General features: G+C 48.3%; 19 protein-coding genes and 1 pseudogene. 16 read left to right on the top strand and 4 right to left on the bottom strand.

Annotated features, from left to right (window positions below; all coding sequences use genetic code 11):
* The first annotated feature begins 262 nt into the window (after nt 1-262).
* Nucleotides 263-1,237 carry a hypothetical protein gene (locus RIF36_RS00980; protein ID WP_350118703.1) on the top strand — a complete coding sequence of 325 codons (975 nt, stop codon included), beginning with the start codon at nt 263-265 and terminating at the stop codon, nt 1,235-1,237.
* Nucleotides 1,238-1,371: 134 nt separating this feature from the next.
* On the opposite strand, the gene RIF36_RS00975 is transcribed toward RIF36_RS00980, so the two are convergent.
* Nucleotides 1,372-1,752 (bottom strand): DoxX family protein, encoded by a 381-nt coding sequence (locus RIF36_RS00975; RefSeq protein ID WP_350071758.1) that lies wholly within the window; start codon nt 1,750-1,752, stop codon nt 1,372-1,374.
* 217 nt (nt 1,753-1,969) lie between these two features.
* Between RIF36_RS00975 and RIF36_RS00970 the strand changes: the two genes are divergently transcribed.
* The 4 genes and pseudogenes from RIF36_RS00970 to RIF36_RS00955 all read left to right on the top strand — a co-directional run bounded on the left by RIF36_RS00970 (nt 1,970) and on the right by RIF36_RS00955 (nt 4,523).
* On the top strand, nt 1,970-2,347 hold the full coding sequence (locus RIF36_RS00970) for a hypothetical protein (RefSeq protein WP_350071760.1): 378 nt from the start codon (nt 1,970-1,972) through the stop codon (nt 2,345-2,347).
* A gap of 6 nt (nt 2,348-2,353) precedes the next feature.
* The gene (locus RIF36_RS00965; protein WP_350071762.1) at nt 2,354-2,911 is read left to right on the top strand and encodes a hypothetical protein; all 558 of its coding nucleotides are present in this window, start codon (nt 2,354-2,356) and stop codon (nt 2,909-2,911) included.
* A 124-nt stretch (nt 2,912-3,035) separates the two neighbouring features.
* Nucleotides 3,036-4,124 (top strand): annotated as a pseudogene (locus tag RIF36_RS00960) (lactonase family protein); the annotation flags it as partial.
* An 18-nt stretch (nt 4,125-4,142) separates the two neighbouring features.
* Complete coding sequence (locus tag RIF36_RS00955; protein WP_350118795.1) at nt 4,143-4,523, top strand: nuclear transport factor 2 family protein; 381 nt, start codon at nt 4,143-4,145, stop codon at nt 4,521-4,523.
* Nucleotides 4,524-4,530: 7 nt separating this feature from the next.
* Here RIF36_RS00955 and RIF36_RS00950 read toward each other — a convergent pair whose 3' ends face one another.
* On the bottom strand, nt 4,531-6,234 hold the full coding sequence (locus RIF36_RS00950; protein ID WP_350118701.1) for a PQQ-dependent sugar dehydrogenase: 1,704 nt from the start codon (nt 6,232-6,234) through the stop codon (nt 4,531-4,533).
* A gap of 251 nt (nt 6,235-6,485) precedes the next feature.
* On the opposite strand from RIF36_RS00950, the gene RIF36_RS00945 reads away from it, so the two are divergent.
* The 11 genes from RIF36_RS00945 to RIF36_RS00895 all read left to right on the top strand — a co-directional run bounded on the left by RIF36_RS00945 (nt 6,486) and on the right by RIF36_RS00895 (nt 16,477).
* A complete protein-coding gene (locus tag RIF36_RS00945) occupies nt 6,486-7,643 on the top strand; it encodes a hypothetical protein (protein ID WP_350118698.1) in 1,158 nt (385 codons plus the stop codon).
* On the top strand, nt 7,643-8,848 hold the full coding sequence (locus RIF36_RS00940) for a ChbG/HpnK family deacetylase (RefSeq protein ID WP_350118695.1): 1,206 nt from the start codon (nt 7,643-7,645) through the stop codon (nt 8,846-8,848). The genes RIF36_RS00945 and RIF36_RS00940 overlap by 1 nt, the downstream gene beginning before the upstream one ends.
* Before the next feature lie 76 nt (nt 8,849-8,924).
* Nucleotides 8,925-10,175 carry a hypothetical protein gene (locus tag RIF36_RS00935; protein WP_350118692.1) on the top strand — a complete coding sequence of 417 codons (1,251 nt, stop codon included), beginning with the start codon at nt 8,925-8,927 and terminating at the stop codon, nt 10,173-10,175.
* 109 nt (nt 10,176-10,284) lie between these two features.
* Entirely contained in the window at nt 10,285-11,004 is a 720-nt protein-coding gene (locus RIF36_RS00930; RefSeq protein WP_350071774.1) for a LiaF transmembrane domain-containing protein, read from the top strand.
* Nucleotides 11,005-11,006: 2 nt separating this feature from the next.
* Entirely contained in the window at nt 11,007-11,345 is a 339-nt protein-coding gene (locus RIF36_RS00925; protein ID WP_350118689.1) for a DUF4288 domain-containing protein, read from the top strand.
* Nucleotide 11,346: 1 nt separating this feature from the next.
* Nucleotides 11,347-12,387 carry a sensor histidine kinase gene (locus RIF36_RS00920; protein WP_350118686.1) on the top strand — a complete coding sequence of 347 codons (1,041 nt, stop codon included), beginning with the start codon at nt 11,347-11,349 and terminating at the stop codon, nt 12,385-12,387.
* The gene (locus RIF36_RS00915) at nt 12,384-13,118 is read left to right on the top strand and encodes a LytR/AlgR family response regulator transcription factor (RefSeq protein WP_350118683.1); all 735 of its coding nucleotides are present in this window, start codon (nt 12,384-12,386) and stop codon (nt 13,116-13,118) included. Before RIF36_RS00920 ends, RIF36_RS00915 begins: the two co-directional genes overlap by 4 nt.
* Nucleotides 13,119-13,285: 167 nt before the next feature.
* A complete protein-coding gene (locus RIF36_RS00910) occupies nt 13,286-13,492 on the top strand; it encodes a hypothetical protein (RefSeq protein ID WP_151996645.1) in 207 nt (68 codons plus the stop codon).
* Nucleotides 13,493-13,529: 37 nt separating this feature from the next.
* Nucleotides 13,530-14,564, top strand: a complete 1,035-nt coding sequence (locus tag RIF36_RS00905; RefSeq protein WP_350071782.1) for an alpha/beta hydrolase — start codon at nt 13,530-13,532, stop codon at nt 14,562-14,564.
* Nucleotides 14,565-14,681: 117 nt separating this feature from the next.
* Nucleotides 14,682-15,302 (top strand): hypothetical protein, encoded by a 621-nt coding sequence (locus RIF36_RS00900; protein ID WP_350071784.1) that lies wholly within the window; start codon nt 14,682-14,684, stop codon nt 15,300-15,302.
* Between the two features lie 284 nt (nt 15,303-15,586).
* Nucleotides 15,587-16,477: a fatty acid desaturase family protein gene (locus RIF36_RS00895; protein ID WP_350071786.1), complete on the top strand. Its 891-nt coding sequence runs from the start codon at nt 15,587-15,589 to the stop codon at nt 16,475-16,477.
* 29 nt (nt 16,478-16,506) lie between these two features.
* Here the strand turns inward: RIF36_RS00895 and RIF36_RS00890 are convergent, their stop codons facing one another.
* On the bottom strand, nt 16,507-17,763 hold the full coding sequence (locus RIF36_RS00890; protein ID WP_350118680.1) for a multidrug effflux MFS transporter: 1,257 nt from the start codon (nt 17,761-17,763) through the stop codon (nt 16,507-16,509).
* A 172-nt stretch (nt 17,764-17,935) separates the two neighbouring features.
* A complete protein-coding gene (locus RIF36_RS00885; RefSeq protein WP_350118677.1) occupies nt 17,936-19,363 on the bottom strand; it encodes a carboxylesterase family protein in 1,428 nt (475 codons plus the stop codon).
* Between the last annotated feature and the right edge of the window lie 30 nt (nt 19,364-19,393).

Raw genomic sequence — 19,393 nt, 5'->3', positions numbered from 1 at the left:
TTCCGGTGCGGAGTGGTAAGCAGGGCGAGTGAGGTGTATCCTGTTGAGATGGTTAATGAATTGTTCGAAAGGCTTTAATCCACACCTAATTTCTAGCGGCAGGTGGTGATTTTTTTCCAAAAATACCTCCCTAGTAATTCACTAATGGATTATATACGTATTGTTATATAAAATATTCGTATAATTCAATATTTGTCAGACTGGTATTTGATTGTTAATTTATTGAACTAAATCAATTAATTAACCCATTATCTACACAGTTATGAGAAAACTAATCACATCATTACTAACCGTTCTTTTATTCATTTGGAGTTGCGAGCCAAATGAGAATACGCCACAAACCGTTGAATTTAACCCTAAGCTAAAGGACAAGCTAACAAGGGTGGATCCATCATCAGTAGAAAACAGGAATGGCAGAACTGCCGGCTTAGAACAATGGATTGCCGGTGTCAATGAAACGATAGCCTCTCAGGGCTTAGCCATAGAAAAAATGGAATTTCTTGCTGCTGAGCAGGCTGGGAACACTGTTTTTTTTGCCAACAACGGTAATAAGCAACTATCGTCCGACTTCGTGCCGAACGATCCACGCAATGGTACAGGGATTGAGGTTCCCTATGTTATCGACGGCACGGAATTAGGGACATCTTCCGGGATGTCTGAATTTGAAACCTACAATGCAACAGTGACTGCTATGGAAACGTGGGACAACGTTGCCTGCTCGTCCGGGTTGCAGATCCCGAATTTGGGTGTTACTCCCTTTGATATAGGCTACGTGCAATACCTGCTTGGTTTTGGTGGGATTGCCGGATACTTCCCTGGCACTGTAGTTCACGCAGGCATCTTGCCTGGTTCGTTTTTCGATGCAGTTGACCCTGGAGGAGCAACCTCTATTTTAGGTGTGACATTTACCTTTGTATGGCTCGATGACCTTGATGCAGATGGAAAATCTGATGTGGCCATCAAAGAAATCTACATCAACGATGGATTCAACTGGCAGGATGCTCCCGATGATGTGCTTGGCAATGGCATTTATGACCTGGAAACCGTCATTCTTCATGAAGCAGGCCATGCGTTGAGCCAAGCCCATTTTGGCAAGGCCTTCGTCAGTGGAAACGAAAAATTACACTTTGCGCCTGCGGCACTGATGAATGCCGGATATAGTGTTGCCCGAAGAAATATATCGGGAACTGACAATGCCGGCCATTGCAGCAACTGGTCAAATTGGCCAAGCAATTAGATTATAGCGATAAAATGATAAGAAAGGCCTCTATTTAGGGGCCTTTTTTGTTTTTCCACCGGTGCTTGATAATCGCACTTCATCTCCGGATAACTACATTTATTCCCACGCTGCGACGGGCCTGTCGTCAACCGCTAACTTGCCAGTGAAAGCTCCAATCGCTTGTGATAGTAAATATAGGACAATGCCTCAATCCCAAAAATCAGCACCATCATCAGCATGCCAGGATCAAATCCATTGACGGCAATACCTGAGTAGGTAGCGCCGATGAGGTCAAAAGTCAGTCCAGCATAAGCCCATTCTTTGACCCTTGGGAATCCAGGTATAAAAAGGGCAATTACACCAAGTGCTTTGGCCACTCCAAGAAACGGGATGATATATTCTGGGTACCCTAGCTGGCCCGACACCATTTCAACGGCTTCTGGCACAGAAATAATGTCGGGGATAGCGGAAAACATCATGAAGCCGCCAAAGAGGCCGGTGAATACCCAGTAGAGTATGTTGATTCTTTTCATAATAGTTGGATTAAGTGATAAGACAAAGATAGCACCTGTTAGCACAACTGTCGCTGCGTGATAACGTCATTTTAGTGGGGCGTTTGCGGCATGGAGTACCAGGAATTGAACTCGTGGCACTCACTATCTGCTCCTGCTCTCACCGCAGCATTCTCTTTTGCTCTAAATTTTCCTATTTTGTTGAACGGAATTCATTCCAACCTACTTCAACCAAACTATGAAAAACATTCTTGTCTACCTACTTATAGCTGCGGCCCTTGGGCTGGCGGCCCTTAGCTTTTTTCAAAATAAAAGGATCAGGAACCTCAGGGAGATTCAAAAAAACTACGAGGCTTTGACAGAGAACTTTGCTGAGTTAAGTAAGAACTACAAAAGCACCCTTTTGAAATACCAGGAAATTAAAACGTCACTTGACCAGACCACAATGAGCCTTGACTCCATTAGCCAGCGGCTGGACAGTGTAAATAGGCAGAGTACACTACTGATTGCCTCTGCACACGCCAATATCGTGGAGATCATTCAGGAAGTGGATACCCTTGAGTTGGACGATGTGGAAACGATAAGAAGCCTTAGAACGCTTCTCAATGAAAAATAATTGGATATGAGATATTTAGCCATTCTGTTTTTCATGATTAGTTACAGCGTGGAAATCCAGGCTCAGGTAAAGCCGTTTACGTCACAGGACACAAAAATGACCTTGTTTCGGGGCGACACAGTGGCCATAGAGGCCGACACTGCTTCTTTACTGAGTTCCAGTGTGATATATCAGATCAATGAGCTTACCTATAAGTACGAAGCATTGCTTCAACGATACAATACGAACATTGGTGTAAACAAGCGCTTGCTGGCGCAACTCACCACAACCAAGGAGTCGCTGGAGAAGCTGCTGGACAATAACACCGAGGGCAACGTCCAGATTGGAGCGTTAAATGATGTGGTGGCCAGGCTTACGAGCTTGTCAGTCAGCCTTAACGACACCAACAAAAACCTCGAAGCAAACACAACCGACCTGGATGCGATGATTCAGGAGTTAAAAGAACAAAACAAGGAGCTGAAGCGGCAGATCAACCTGATGGGCTTTGATAAATTTAAAGACAGGTTGTTGTTCGGCGCCATTGGGGCCGCCGTAATAAGTGTTGTTTGGTTGGTGGCAGGCTAGATCGGTCAAACGTTCCTTTAATGCCAAATTCAAGATAACATCCCACGAAGTGGCAGGCACAATTGACGGAAATCTGGTACTTTAGCACCAACACGTAGCATTGTTTTCACAAACACCCTCCTGAATGAAAAAGATTGCTTTTGTTTTCCTGTGCTGTCTTGTCGGCGCTGCTTCCAGCAAAGCCCAAACAAGCAACCAGTATTTTCTTTTTATAGGCACCTATGCCACTGAGGATGGCCCCAACGGCATCCACACTTACCATTTCGACGCTGAAGCGGCCACGTTGAGAAAGGTACAGCCGGTTACCGAGCTGGATAATGCTTCCTTTCTGGCGGTTAACAACGACCATTCCAATCTGTACGCAGTAAGCGGTTCCAGGGTGAATGCCTACACTTTAAATCCTGGCACTGGTAAGCTATAATTCCTCAATAGCGTTCCTTCAGCGGGATCTTGCTATGTATCAGCAGCTCCCGATGGCAGCACTGTTTTTGCAGGCAACTATGGAGGCGGCAATACGGAAGCTGTTCGCACCAATGCCGATGGATCGTTCGACGAGGCAAGTGTGCAGCTTCTTCAGCACCAGGGGAGCAGTGTGAACAAAGAAAGACAGGAAGCACCTCATGTGCATGCGACGGTACTGTCCCCCGACGGCCGCTACCTGATGGTACCCGACCTGGGAACGGACAGGGTGTACCAGTACGAACTGACTACCACATCAGGCCAAATACTGGCGCCAGCTTCGAAGCCATGGTTGTCGGTGCCCAAAGGTGCAGGGCCAAGGCACCTTGAGTTCCACCCCAATGGTCAATACGCCTATCTGGTACTGGAACTACAGGGTGCCGTGATGGCACTCGACTATCGGGAAGGTATGCTGAAGGAAAAGCAGATCATCAGTATGGTAGACAAAGGCTTCAAAGGCCGCCTCTCTGGGGCTGACATTCATGTGTCGCCCGATGGGAAGTTCTTGTATGCTTCGAACCGGGGAGACGCCAATGAAATTGCCATCTATTCTATTGATAGGAACGGTAAATTGAACCGTGTAGGCAGACAGCCTGTAATGGGGAAAACCCCCAGGAATTTCGCTATCGACCCGACGGGCAGGTTTCTGCTGGTAGCTAACCAGGATACGAATGAAGTGATAGTTTTCCGGCGAGATGAAACCACAGGTCTTTTGACTTCTACAGGCCAAAGTATTGCTGTCGATAAACCGGTTTGTCTCAAGTTCGCTCCGGTGCAACAAGGGCCAGAAGAAAAACTGGTGGCTGAGGCTGTTGAACGCTTCCGCCAGGCCATGACCGACCCTGACAGCGAGGTGCTGGCTTCCCTTGCCAGCGACGACCTGGAGTATGTGCACTCCAGCGGCACTGTCAGAGACAAGCAAGGCTTTATTGACGAATTCATGAAGCGCTGGACCAACTTTAGCAAAGTGGATATACTGAATCAAACGATCAAAATATCCGGCGACAATGCTATTGTGAGGCACAGGCTGGTGGCCGATGCCAACAACCCCGGCTATCCTTCAAAGGTTGACATTATCATTTTGATGGTATGGAGAAAGGAGGGCGTTCAATGGAAAATGCTGGCGAGGCAGGCCGCCAAGATACCTGAATAGCCGGGCATCAGTAGGCCTTTATGATCTTCCAGATCCTTCCGTCTGCTTTGGTTATGACATACATCTCTTTTTCGACACGATCGTAGCCAATGCGCAAATGCTGGCGCTTGATGCCTGTCAGCTCCTGCATGGTGGTTTCCTTTCCGTTTTTGGCAACGGAGAGTTGGTAAATAGTCGAATCGCTGAGCTGGGGATTGATATTGACAAAGAACAGCTTGCCGTTTACAACGTCGCCGAACACATACTTGTCTTTGAGGACTTTCAAGTTTCCTCTATACACATAGCCACCGCTGATGGCATTGCCTGTTTCATGGTCGTATTGGGCAAACGGGCCTTTGTACAGCAACTGGTCTGTGGAGCTGAGCTCGTAGACTGCTTTGAGGTTCTTGATGGTATTGATGCCGCAATTGCCTTCCCGCACCGGCCAGCCATAATCGCCGCCAGCCACTACTATATTGAGCTCTTCGATATTCGCTTCACCTATGTCGGTGACGAACATTCTGTTGTCATTGGCTTCATCCCAGGCCATACGGTGAGGGTTGCGGAAGCCGTAAGCATATATTTCCCTGACCACGCCATCACCAGTATCCTGTGAGAAAGGGTTGCCGGCTGGTATCCCGTATTTACCGTTGTTGCTGTTGCTGCCAGCAGGATCAATCCTCATGATGCTCCCCAGAAACGATTGAGGGTGATGGCCCAGCTCGGGGTGATGGATGTTGTTGGAGCCGCCGTCGCCATAGCCAAAATACAGCAAGCCATAATCGGGATGGTTTTTATCCAACCCAGGAATGAACCCGATGTCCTGCATGCCATGGGCAAAGGTAGGGGCATGCACCCGCAATAGTTCTCTGTAGGTTCCTGAGAAAACCGTGTCCATCGGATTGTTAACCTTCCACTCACCAACGATCCACTGCGCCACCGACCGAAGTGTGTCGGAAATGACGTAGTCCGCTGGCTGGCCCTTATAGGCTTCGGCATGGCCGATATAGAGCAGACCATTGTTCTGAAAGTCTGGGTGAAAATCGAAGCTGCCAAGGCCGGTGGCGATACCCGGGCCACTTTGGAAGTCGGGAAGAACGTTTCTGAGATCCATAAACACCGCCGCCTTTCTATCTTTGATGCGATAGATGACGCCATGCTGGTCGCTGGCAAAGATGGCACCATCACCAACAGGAGAGGAGCGCAGAGTGACCACGCCGAGGTCGGAAGATTCACCCAAAGCTGGTAGCTGAACGACCTCTTCCAGTTCTATACTGATACCTGATGGTTGAGGTTCACTTACCAGTTGCCCTGAGAGTCCTGCTTCTTTGCTTTGTTGCGCCACATCCAAAGGGGGAATATCGAACAGCTCAGTTTGCTGCTTAAGGTAGGCCACAATAGCGCTGATATCTTCTTCCGGCAACCATTCAAAAGGTGGCATCACCAGCTTGTACTTTTGCTTAAGTAATGAAAACCTAACATCCTCTGAGTCAATATATTTTGATGGGTCTTGAATGAACGCAATGAGCTGCTTCTCTGCCAGTACTGAAGTCACGCCCCCAAGCGGTGGGCCTATGCCGTCATCCTGTAGTCCGTGGCACGACATGCAGTGTTTGGTAAACAAGTCCTTGCCTTTGGCCAGGGTAGCCTCATCAGGTTGTGGGTTACAGCTAATAATGGCGAGGGCGAAACCAACGGGGAGTGCGAGGGTAAGCAGCAGACGTTTAGACATGGAGTGAAGATAGCAATCGTCTTCCAAATATGTTGTCACGTGCTCAACTCGCCTTGTGAAATGTTACATAAGACCCTGGCAAGCCGGCTGTTATTGAAAGCGCCTTTTTCGAATCCATTTCATTGAATAGTGCGTGGAATAGTTGATAATGATATGATTATTAGGTTGTTACCTTCAAAATACCGATAAATAGGGATTGCAATAGCGTGAAAATTTGCTGAAATTCATTGTCTTATCAACCACCTACTGCAATGACCGGACTTGTTGTGCTCGATGTCTTCATCAGCCTGATATTCATTTTTTTGTTGTACAGTCTTTTTGCTACCACCATTGTGGAGTCCGTCACCTCTTCGTTTGGCTCCAGGGGCAAAAACCTTCTCGCAGGTATTGACAGGATGCTTTCGGATGACGGTAACACCAATAGATTCAACTACACTTTTCTCAATCTATTTATTGCCTTTCGTGGCAACGGCTTCACAGAAGCCTTCTACAAGCATCCTTCTATTAAATTTCTGGCACAGAAGGGGTTGGTTAGCCTGGCAACCAACAGGCCTTCTTACATTGCACCCGAGAGGTTCAGTGCTGCCATGATCGATCTGTTGAGAAGTGGCGATTACGACGACGAAGGAGAAAACATCAGCGCCTCGCTCGGCATCATTCCCCGGTTTGACCTGAAAGAATTGCAAGGCCGGATCGATCAGCTCGAAAGCGACATCAGCCAGCTTGACGCCAAAAAGGATTTGTTTGAATTCGAGGCCTTTTCTGAGGAGTTAGCCTACCTCAAAGGTGATCTTCAAAAGAAAGCCAATCGCAGTAGTGCGGACATCCTTCAACCCTTTACTATCGACAAGGAAACCAACTACCAGCTAAAGTCACTTTGGTTTGATGCTGCAAATGACATAGACAAATTCAAGGCATTGATAGAGAAATGGTACAACGAGCAAATGGACCGCATTGTGGGCTGGTACAAGCGCAAGGTGACTTTCCTGACCTTCCTCGTCGGGCTCGGCCTGGCGATTACATTTAAAGTGGACACTATTCAAATTGCTTCAGACCTGTCGAAGAACGAAGACATGCGGGCAATGTTTGTTGCCGGTGCCACACAGTTTCTGGCCCAGCACCCCGACAGCCTTGATGTTCAGACTTTTACGCAGCAGAAGCAGTACATGGACTCCGTGAAGAGCGAGATTGCGAAATACAATGCTGTGTTAAGCAGTCAAAAAGAAGAAACCAACACCTGGCCCGGATTTGGCTACCTCATTACAGCCTTTGCTATTTCGCTGGGCGGGCCCTTTTGGTTCGACCTGCTGAATAAACTGGTGAAAATCAGAAGCTCTCTGCAAATGCCGGTGGCAGCGAAAGAGGACGAGAAGAAGATGGTGACGGTCAGCACAAAGGCAGTTGGGTAATGGAAAAGATCAAAGGAACCGTCACTCAGCTGGTGAATGTGAGACTGGACAAGCCTACCGTCAGAGCGAAAAGAGCACCGGCGTTGCCGGTTGGAACCGTGGTAGAGGTTTCGCATGCCATCAGAGGCGAGAGGTATAAGGAAGTTGACATTTGGTACGTGCTAGCCAACCAAACCTTTGTGTGGAGCGGCGCCATCAACGCCAGTTCTGAAATACCATTTATAGAGAAGAAACTAATTGTCACCGCTGATGATATTGGTGTGGTGGACGACATTGATATGGGCGCTAAAGTCGCCTTGAGATATGGTAGGATCAATTCCATCGCCGTGTTCGTTAACCGGCCCAAAGATGCTGATGGTGCCTATCTCAAAGGCTGGTACAACTTCCTGCGCAGCTATGAACGGGTGGGCGACAGCCGTAAGCTTTACGAAACCACCCATGTGGGGCTGCACTTTACCATCACCTCAGGAGAGCCTGTCTCTAACCCGCAGGGAGTTGGCAACCTGCTCATTGGCAAATACTTTCGCAAGTACACCGATTTCGATACGGACTACGAGCGGGAGGCTTTTGTTGATCAGATCAAGGCCGAGCTCGATGCCCAGTTCGAGAAATTTAAGGCGGTGTTCAAGCGCAAGCCTGACCATTTGACGTCGCATCACGATATACTGACGTTCAACAAGCCTCTTTTTCGATACATGCAGGAATGGTCACAGACAAACGACGTTCCTCTCAGAACGCACAGATTCCTGCCCGCATCGAAGAGGTTTTGGTACGACACGCTGGTCATCACCGACATTGATCTGCCTTCGATTGACAAAATGAATGCATGGGAAGAAGAGTTTGGGTCGAAAGTAGAAGGGGCTCAACATACTATTGTTGACCACTATGGGCCATTGCCCCCTTTCGCTGTAATTAACTACCTGAGCCAGGTGAAGAAAAAGCAGGGTAAGCTACAGGAATGGCTATTCGATTTTTTGGTAAGTAAAGACCACACGAGGGAGATCGTTATTCACCTTCTCAAAACTACTTTGCGGCGGCAAAGGGATCTGGTACGCCATTACAAAGACCTGGATACGTCTTACCCGGGAGTCAATATCAAACATTTCGACGGGAGGGTGGCTGAATACCTGTCGCTTGAAAAAGGCAGCCCCTGGAAGTCGGATCCAAGTTTGGCATTAAGCCCTGTGGTGGTGAGGAAGGCGTGATGATCCCTGAGTGCCAATTTCGCAAGAGGTTTTCGTATTTAGTATATTACATAGACAAACCAGCTAATAAGCTCTTATGAACGTCAAGGGAAAATACATACTGTTGATTGTTTGCGGTTTCATTCTTGTTCTAGTGATTTGCATCCAACAAAGTGCGACAGCACAAGACAGAAAAATTGACCGGGACAAGCTTGGCAAGATTTTCAAAGCCAATTCCACACAGCTAAGAGAGGCCACGTTTCAGCAGCAAGAGACTGTGCCTGAGATCAACATTGTTGAAGACGGTGAAATCACCCTGCGGCAAAACCAATTAAAGGCGGTTCGCTTTGGCGACAAAGTGGAAGTGGCTGGTGCCGAGGCCAGGGAGGTACTCCAGCAGCAGGAAACAAGGCCAGTTTTCACAACCGGCGACACAACTGTATCCCCGGAACAACTGATCCCCGAAGTGTTTGTGCTGCCGGGCCAAACTGAAAGCCAGGACATCAGATACTACATCTTTTTCACCTCGGCGCTGCCGCTACAGTACGACTTTTCTCAAAACGCCTTTTTGGGCAGCATCAATTTCATTTTACTGCCTGAGTCGGGCGGTGGACATTTGCCTACAATCGACCCCGTCTTCATTGAACCTGCCTCTCTGGAGATAGGAGGCATCAGCCCCGGCTGGATAGAGATTGATCATCTCAACCTGCCCTCGTCAAGTATCAAACTCACAGCTACCGACAACTTGAAGGATTCGGCAGAGCTGAGGCTCCGTACCCGGCTGAACCCTGAAGGATATATCACCAAAGTGGGGGTGAAGTCACCCCTTACGATCAAAGCCCGCAAGAAGTTCGCACAGGGCTATGGCATACAGGAGGTGCCCGTTGAGGTGATATTGAAGGGAATAGGAAGCGGCAACGCTGAGATCAGGTTCTCGTTTGAAGAGGGAGCAGGCACATTGTCGGAGGAGAGCTTTGTATTGAGCAACAACGAAACAAAAACCGTATACATCCGCTCCCAGGGCGACGGGCCGGTGAAGCTGGCCGCCTTCTCCACCGGCTTTAGCTCCAACCTGGAGGGCTTTCAGTACGACTTTCCTTACACCTTTCTCCTTTTCACACTCATAGGCGGGCTCATTGGAGCCAGCGTTAAATACCTGAAGAGCGACAGCAAGTTTTCCTGGAAATCGTTCAGTGGCGGCGTGCTGGTAGGTTTGCTGGCCGTTGGGCTTTGGTATGTGCTGGGCATCAATATCCTCAGCATCTCCCTCGACGACGTGTACAACGAAGGCTCCGTACTTCTTATCAGTGCCGTTGGTGCCTGGGGCGTGGGATTGAAGTGGGGGTGACTTCGTTTACCGACGCTAACCCCTTGTTCACCGACTTCTCTCGGGCGGTGGCCTTTTTGCTGTAGCCAGGGTCGTTTTTCTGCCGTTACTTTCAGAAAAACTTAATCAAATGGATACACGAAACACTTCTCCGGAAAACGCCCAAAGGGCTTCTCCAAAATCTAATCGCCCGCTTGCGGGAGTAATTCTGATAGTAATTGGCTCGGTGCTGCTGGCCAAACAGATGCACCTCGACGTGCCCCGTTGGATCTTCTCCTGGGAAATGATCTTGATAGGTATCGGTCTGTTTGTAGGTGCCCGCAGATCGTTTCAGCCAGGTGGATGGTTGGTGCCGATAGCTATTGGAACTATTTTCCTGCTTCAGGATGAGTTTTTGGGTTATGAATATCGCCACTTTTTCTGGCCTGTCATCATTATCGGTATTGGTCTTTATATGATCCTAAGGCCAAAACAAAACCGGTGGGAGAGAGGCTATACCACCGAAAACTCTTCTGATGACTTTGTCGACTCATCTGTGGTTTTCGGCGGTGTGAAAAAAAAGATAATCACTAAGAATTTCCAGGGCGGAAGAATTGACAACATATTCGGCGGCACCGATCTGGACCTGATGCAGGCCGACTTCACAGGCACTATCGTGATGGATTTCAATGTGGCTTTCGGTGGTGTTAAACTGGTAGTGCCCCCACATTGGAATATCAAGAACGAGGCCACGGCCATTTTGGGGGGCATCGACGACAAACGACCAATCGTGCAAGCCGATGACCACAACAAGGTGCTGATATTAAAGGGCACAGTAATGTTCGGCGGACTGGACATTAAGAGCTATTGACGATGGATTGGTACTTGTCAAAAATCGTATTTGAGATTTGTGCAGGTGATCGGCCGCAGTTTGATGAAACGCTGCGGCTGATACAAGCCAGTAGTGATGAAGAGGCCTTTCAGAAAGCACGAATGCTTGGCCGCAGTGAAGAAGATACTTTTGCCAACGTGCATAATCAAACAGTGAAGTGGAAGTTCATCGACGTTTGCGATGTAATTCCGGTAGACGAATTAAAAGACGGAGTTGAATTATTTTCGCAAATTCACGAGCCGGAAGAAAGTAACGCATATATTCATTATGTGCATCAAAAGGCGGCTTTGCTTCAGCTGATGCATAACCCTGCGTTATAACATGACCAAACCAATCGCTTCCTACTCCACCATTGCTCTGATCTACCTGGCCTGGTGGGTGTTTTGGATGGCCGTTCAAACCTATGCCATGGTGCAAGTGGGCTTTGACTGGGAAACGGCATTGACCGATGGTGCCATTACCCAGTTGATCTATGCTGTGGCGGGCTACACCATGAACACCTCCATGCATGCCTATCAGCCTGGCCGACGCACGGCAATATTTGTGCTTATGCGGGCAATTGTCTTAAGCATTATTTGCCTTGTGGCACAGCAATTTATCCTCGAACAGGTCAATGCCAAAACGCCTGGCTATGAGGAGTTTCTTGCCAGCACCCGGTCGATTCGGGGCACCGTTGGGTTGCTTATGATGCTGCTGGTGGCCATACTCACCTGGTTTTGGGTGTATGTCAGCGAACGGACGGAAACAGAACAACGGAAGGAGGATGCCATGGGGCTTTCCCGTGAGGTGGAGCTCAGCCAGCTCAGGCAGCAATTGCAGCCGCATTTCCTGTTCAATAGCCTCAATTCTATCAGCGCATTGGTAGTGACACGCCCGGAGGAAGCCCGCAGCATGATTCAGCAACTCTCTGATTTTTTGCGGGGCACCGTTAAAAAAGAAGACGGTAAACTAGTGACGCTGGAAGAAGAACTGAGGCATTTACAGCTTTACCTGGATATCGAAAAGGTGAGATTTGGTCATAGGCTACGAGTAGAAATTTTAAAAAATGATGATTGCATGACCCATAAACTTCCCTCTCTGCTGTTGCAGCCGATAGTGGAGAACGCCATTAAATTTGGGCTGTATGACACGGTGGGAGAAATCACGGTTTCAGTGAAGGCCGCCATGCAGGGTACGATGCTGCATATTGAAATAAAGAACCCTTACGACCCTGAGACATCAGTCACTGCCAGAGGAACTGGTTTTGGATTGTCGTCGGTAAAACGCAGATTGTACCTGCTTTATCATAGAAACGATTTACTCCTCACCTCGCAGCAGGGGGGAGAATTTACCACCACCATTAAAATTCCGCCATCGATATGATCAAAGTGATATTAATAGATGACGAGCCCCTGGCCCGCAGCATGGTAAAGGAATATCTGGGCGCTTATGCCGACATAGCTATTGTTGACGAATGCAATGACGGCTTTGAAGGTGTAAAAGCCATTGCGCAGCACAAGCCCGACCTTATTTTCCTCGACATTCAAATGCCCAAAATTAATGGCTTTGAAATGCTGGAGTTGTTGGAGAACCCTCCCGCAGTCATTTTTACCACAGCCTTCGACGAGTACGCTATTCAGGCTTTCGAACAGCATGCGCTGGATTACCTGCTCAAGCCCTTCAGCAAAGAGCGGTTCGACAAGGCCATTCAGAAATGGCGAAGCCAGCAAGGTGTTGCGCCGCAGGACACCACAGAACTGCTCGAAAACACCTCATTGCCCGAAGAGCGGCTACGGATTGTTGTGAAAAAAGGAAATAACATTGTGATCCTTCCCATTCAAACCGTACACTATTTGGAAGCCTACGACGACTATGTGAAAATCCACACAAAGGAGGGTTTTTACCTAAAAAAGAAGACCATGGGTCACTTCGAAAAAGTGCTTGACCCTAAGCAGTTTGTGCGCATCCATCGCTCTTATCTGATGAACCTGCAGGAACTTACCCGCATTGAGCCGGCAGAGAAAGACAACCATGTCGCCCTTTTAAGAAGCGGTACACGCATTCCGCTGAGTCAGAGCGGGTACGGGAAACTGAAAGAGGTGTTGGGGATTTGAGGTGTGGAGGGCGATAGGGCAATTCAAAAACCAGATCTACCTGCGACTGCAAAAGAAATAAATGTGATTGTGTATATTCGGTAGGTCAATTTGTTTGAATTGCTGTCAGTCAAAACGATCAAAACCTGATAAAGGCTCAACCAGTACACAAACCAAAAACATTTACCATGCCCAAACACAGCGTAAAACTCAATTTGCCTTCCACTGAGATTGGAAGTTCCGACGTAATCATTGATGTGACCCAGGACGGTGGCAAGCTAGGCACCTTAAAGATATCAAAAGGAGGACTTGACTGGACGCCCAGGTATGCCAAAATCATCTCCCTCAACTGGACACAGTTTGACAAACTCCTTCAGGACAATACAAAGAAATAGGGCAGTGCAGACGGCCACTTATTTAACACCACCTACTATGCTTTTAAAATCATTTCTTCTGCTGGCTATCGGCTGCTGCCTGCTAACCGGTAGCCTCGCCGCACAGTCAAACAATGACAGCGGCAATGGCAATTTTGTCGTTGGCCCCGACTATACAATTGACCCGGCACTTACCGACCTCGGCAACCCAAAAGGTAAACTCTTTGAGTTTTCGATGCGACTGGCCGATAGTAAGATTTTTCCAGGTACTGACGCCACACTCGACCCGAAAAAGCCAGTAAGAGAAACTCGGCAGATTTTTGTCTACGTGCCCGCTGCCTATAAGGACGGCACGAAAGCACCAATCCTGGTCACTCTTGATGGGCCCAGTCGACTAGACCTTGTGCGGAACGCCCTGGACAACCTCACAATTTCACAAGATGCGGCTCGCAAGTTGCCCGCCTTCATCACCATCGCCGTGCAGAATGGGGGAGATGACGCCAAAGGCAGCGAGAGGGGTCTTGAATACGATACGATGTCGGATCGCTTTGCCCGCTTTATCAATGACGAAGTTCTGCCTGCCGTGCTTAGCAACCCAGCCATCAAAGCGTCCTATCCCAACATCGCCTTTACTGCTGACCCCTGGGGAAAAGCCGTGATGGGTTGCAGCTCAGGTGGTGCCGCTGCACTTACCATGGGCTGGTTCAGGCCAGACCTCTTCAGGCGACTGATTACCTACTCTGGCACCTTCGTCGACCAGCAGGACGATGATGCAGCCGAAGAAGCTGCCTATCCACTGGGGGCCTGGGAATACCACTCTGGCATGAAGCTCATTGAAACTAGCGACAAGAAGCCGCTGCGCATCTTCACACATGTATCAGAGTTTGACCTGCGTTACGATGATGCGGAAGAAACCTACCACAACTGGGTAATGGCCAATAACCGAACTGCTGACGCCCTCAAAGCCAAAGGCTACGACTACCGCTATGTTTTCAGCAAAGCCACCAAACACTGTGATACCAAGGTATATGAGCTGACCCTGGCGAACACACTGGTGTGGATGTGGAAGGGGTATGAAGGGGGTAGTAAGTAAATGGTAAATAGTCAGTAGTAGGTAGTAAGGGATCGGTATAGCAAGCCTGGCATGAGGCGACACTAAAAAGAAAACTCTTTTGGAGGTGATGCTTAACTTTGCAAAAAAAACGAGAACATGAGAGTGACCAAAACGGTACTTATCATCTTTTTTATGATGGGTGCCAGCATTGTATCTTGTTTGAATCGAAATGGTAGTTGTGATCCGGTGCCGCCTCATTTTAGGATCAACGATATTGGATCTACTAACATGATGCTCATAAATTCACAGCCAAATCCCTGGCGAAGAATCGCCGAAAACGAAAAGGCTCCGTGGGCTGGTTTTTTTATTAGGTTTAATTTTGAAGTAGAATATATCGCTGCTACGTCATCGAATCACGGACAATCTGCAATGGCCCTTTCTTGCATTGAACAGGGTTATGCCGGTGACAAAGTCGGAGTAGACAATATTATCGTTCAAACGATTTATGATTACAACGATAACTACGTTGCTGGCGATACTATCAACGAAATAGTTCTTACAAATGACTGGACTTACTTTTACGATGATTTCGAAAAGTTTCTACCACTTTCGAATTACATAGCCGACAATCGTAAGGGTGTTCTTTTTGAGGTTTTTGAACTCAAATTGTCCGAAGCCCCGGCTGAAAGCGATTCCTTCTCTCTTCAACTATCCTTTGTCCTCAACAACGGCGAAACATTTCAACACACTACAAGCCCGCTCGTTTTGACGAAATAAATGTTAACGTTTCTTTGAAAACGTCTATCTCCAGTAAATTCATGACTGAAAGGAAGCAGGCCAACTATCCAGGCTCACAAGCAAAAGAGCAGGTTTGCCAGAGCAAACCGCAAAGTTTTTGATGTACTGTACTTCGAGCCTTATTGCCTTTGTGGCTAAAAAGAAGTGCTTTCGTTTGAAAGCCAGCTAAGCACTCACGCAAAGGCGCAGCGGGTCAAATCAAGATGTTTTCAAAGGTTCTATTCATGCTTTTGTATATTCGCCCATCACCTAAACCTGATTGAGTGAAATATAAAGCAGATATCCGTTCCGTTGCCTACATGATCATCACCAGCCTCATGTTTGCCTATCAATGGCAGGCTGGGTTTACAGGCTTCGGGCTGGGCAATTGGGCATTGTACATCGTCTTTTTACATTTTGCAGTGGCTGTTTCGGTCATTACCCACAACCACAATCACCTTCAAATCTGGAACAGCGAAGTATTGAATGTACTCACTGATTGGTGGCTAACAGTGTTTTACGGCATTCCTATTTTCACCTGGATTCCCACGCACAATCGCAACCATCACCGGTTTGTCAACAAACAAGGCGATAGCACGGCTACCTATCGCAAGACAGAGTCGAACGACCTTTTCACTTTGGTGAGCTACCCAGGCATGAGTAGCTACTATCAGATCACAGAGGGCATTATCCCCTTTATGAAGGAGATGAAGCAAAAGGATAAAAAGCGCTACTGGGAATACTTGACTCAATGTTTTGTACTGATTGCTTGGTGGCTTCTTTGGATAGTAATCGACTGGAAGAAGGCCCTGGTCTTTGTCATTATTCCACAGCAGGTGTCGGGGTATATGGTGCAGATTTTTAACTATGTGCAACATGTACATGCCGATGAGGAAACGAAATACAATCACTCCCGTAACTTCATGGGAGTGAACCTGTTTTTGTTCAATAACGGCTATCACACAGCCCATCACGAACGTGCCAGCATGCATTGGAGTGAAGCACCCGAAGGTCATGCGCAGATCGCAGATAAGATTGATCCGTCACTCAATGAAAGGAGCTTTTGGGGCTATATCTTTCGAACCTATGTAGTTGGGTCAGTTTGGAAAAAATACAGCTCTCAGTCTATGCGCCTGGCGAGGCAGGAACGGGAGCAGCCTTCTGAAGTTGAATGACCGGTATCCATCCTAAATCGTTCGAAAGCTTACAACGTGCCAATCATATCGACCTCTTCCTGCTCCACCTCTTTGAGCGTAGCGGCAGCCTTGTGCTTAACGATGCTTCTCCCCAGATGAAAAATACTCAGTGACGACAAAGCGCAGCAGGCCATCACGCCCGCCATGGGCAGGGGAGTGGGGTCGTGGAAAACACTCACCAGCACTGAGGCTCCTGCGCCAATGGCCATTTGAATGGCACCCATCAGCGCCGATGCGTTGCCTGCATTGGTGTGGAAAGGAGCCATGGACAGCGCCGACGAATTAGGGAAGATAAAGCCCTGGCAGCATAGAAAGACAAAAACAAGAGTGGTAACACTGTAGAAGTCAGCCAGACCAAAGAAACTTAAAGCTACCAATCCCACTCCAGCGGTCGCCTGAATTGCGAGCCCCACCCCAATGATCTGTTCGCTGGAGTACTTCTTGAGCATAAGGTTGTTTAGCTGCGTAGAGCCAATCAACCCCATGGCGATAACAGCGAAGACCCAGCTAAACTGACCTTCCGTTAGCTGAAATACCTCCATGTACACATGGGGCGAGCCGCTAACGTAGGCATACAAGCCAGCTGCGGCTACTGCACCCGTAAAGGCAAATGTAGTGAACTGGGCATATCTGAACACGCTGGCAAAGTTTCGCAGGATAGGCCTGGGCATGAGCGAAAAGGAAGGGTCCGGCTTTTTACTTTCCGGCAACAACCAATAGACTCCCACCAGAACGCCAATGGCCACCACAACAAGGGCGACAAAGACATAACGCCAGCCAAACACAGAAGTAATCAGCCCGCCGACTGTGGGCGCAATAATGGGCGAGACCGCCACCACCAGCATAAGCGACGAAAATATCTTGGCGTTTTCCTTTACTTCGAACAAGTCACGCACCATAGCACGGGCCGCCACCATGCCGACACAGCCACCTAGTGCCTGCAAAAACCTGCCAGCAATTAGCATCTCTACCGAGTTAGCCATTGCACAGCCTACCGAAGCCACCAAGTACATGCTCAGTCCGAAGTAAAGAGGGTTTTTGCGCCCAAACCTCTCCAGCAGAGGGCCGTAGAGCAATTGCCCGACTGAAATACCCACGAAGAAGCTGGACAGCGACAGCATTACCTGGTCGACACTGGTGTTGAGTCCCCTGGCAATACCCGAAAAAGCAGGCAGGTACATATCCACCGAAAAGGGGCCAATGGCGGTAAGCAGCCCCAGAATAAAGATCAGAGAGAATTTACTTTTGGGACGGTGGTTGGTCATTGAACAGTTGAGGCGAACCTTGTGGCTTAACAAAGCTCTATGATACCAAAGGTAAGCATGGAAATCCTTTCCTGGCAACGTTTATCCAACAACGGTTTATATGTCTGAACAATTTACTGTGAACAACGGTTTTGGGTCAAATTTATTACTGCACCGACTGGATACCCCCTGGTTATTCTTTTGCCTGTGCAAACATCCAGTCCATCAAACCGGGGGTTTCTCTTACCTGCTTCCAGATATCGTGCCCACGGTCAGGGTACTCAGTGTAGCGAGGGGAGCCGCCGGCATTCTTCACCGCCTGAATGATGTGCTGAGAGCCTGATACCGGCACGTTCACGTCAGTTCGCCCATGGAAGGCCCAAACGGGGACGTCGACAATTTCCTTAGCAAAGTCAGGATCACCCTCGCCGGATATTGGAATGGCAGCAGCAAACATTTCGGGCCGTGTGCTGATAAAGTGCCATGTACCATAACCACCAAGCGAAGAGCCCATGACGTAACGCCTCTTTTCATCGATGTTAAATTCCTTTTCGAGCTCAGCCATTGCTTCAAACACCAGCGAGTCGATGGACTTATAGGCAGGTATGCCTCCCCAGCTGTGCATAGGCGGACATTGGGGGACAAAGAGAAATGCCCGGTACCTTTCCCTGCTGGGATAGTCGGAGAGCATTTGCGCTGCCAATGATCCATCAAATTGCCTGGTGTTGTCCGTTCCCCATCCAGCACCACCATGCAGGCAAACGACCATCGGATATTTCTTCCCCGGCTCGTAGTCGAGAGGTTTCAGAAACCTGTACTGCAACGTTTCACCTTTGTTGCTGGTGTAGGAGCGAAATTCGTAAGGATTCGCCATTTTTCGGGCGGCAGGGGTGGGGTGAGTATTGTAATAGCCTTGCTTGACTATCATGAACCCAAAAAGGAGGATAAAAAACACCCCCATAAAACTGAAGAAAGCGTATAGATCTGCGATCGATTTTCTGCCTTCCGTGCGTACAGGTTCTTCTTTCAGCAGACTGCGCTCTTTCATAAACTGCCCAATGAACAATGCCCATACCAGCCCACCGGCAATGGTTGTCCATTCCGCCAGCTTTTGGACAAAGCTACCAGTGGCAGAGTTGTTGCCCGAAAGCAACATCCAGGTGAGGAAAATGAGTAAAGTCACATTCACTATACCCATCACGAGGCCGACGATCTTGAGCAAGGGCTTCTTTCGGGCATCAGAAGTCAAAAGACCTGCAGCGTGAAGAAGGCCGGCAAAAAGCAACAGGTAAAGAACTGGGTTGTAAAAATCCTGCAATTGCCTGGTTCGTAATATGGTTGTTAAGACAATCACTTGTAGCAACACCATGATGCTGGATGCCACAGTGCCGAAGAAAGCCAACCGGTACTGATTTTGGTGATAGTACTTTAAGAGGAACAGGGAGGGAAGCAGGTAAATAGCACAAGTAACAAGCAGCCAGCTACCAAACGACGGCAGCCAGAACATTTGGTAGCCCACCCACATTTGGACACCTGTTTGGAGTGTGTTAGCGACAATGTACAGGCCAATAAGAAAGCTTCCAAAAAAATAGAAATCTCGGTTGATGGGAAAAGCTTTCATAGTGGTAAGTGTTTAATGGCCAGTGAATTC

Source organism: Imperialibacter sp., from assembly GCF_040222815.1.
GTDB lineage: Bacteria > Bacteroidota > Bacteroidia > Cytophagales > Cyclobacteriaceae > Imperialibacter.
Note: the sequence above shows the minus strand (reverse complement) of the source record. Positions and strands in the feature narration are given on the sequence as shown.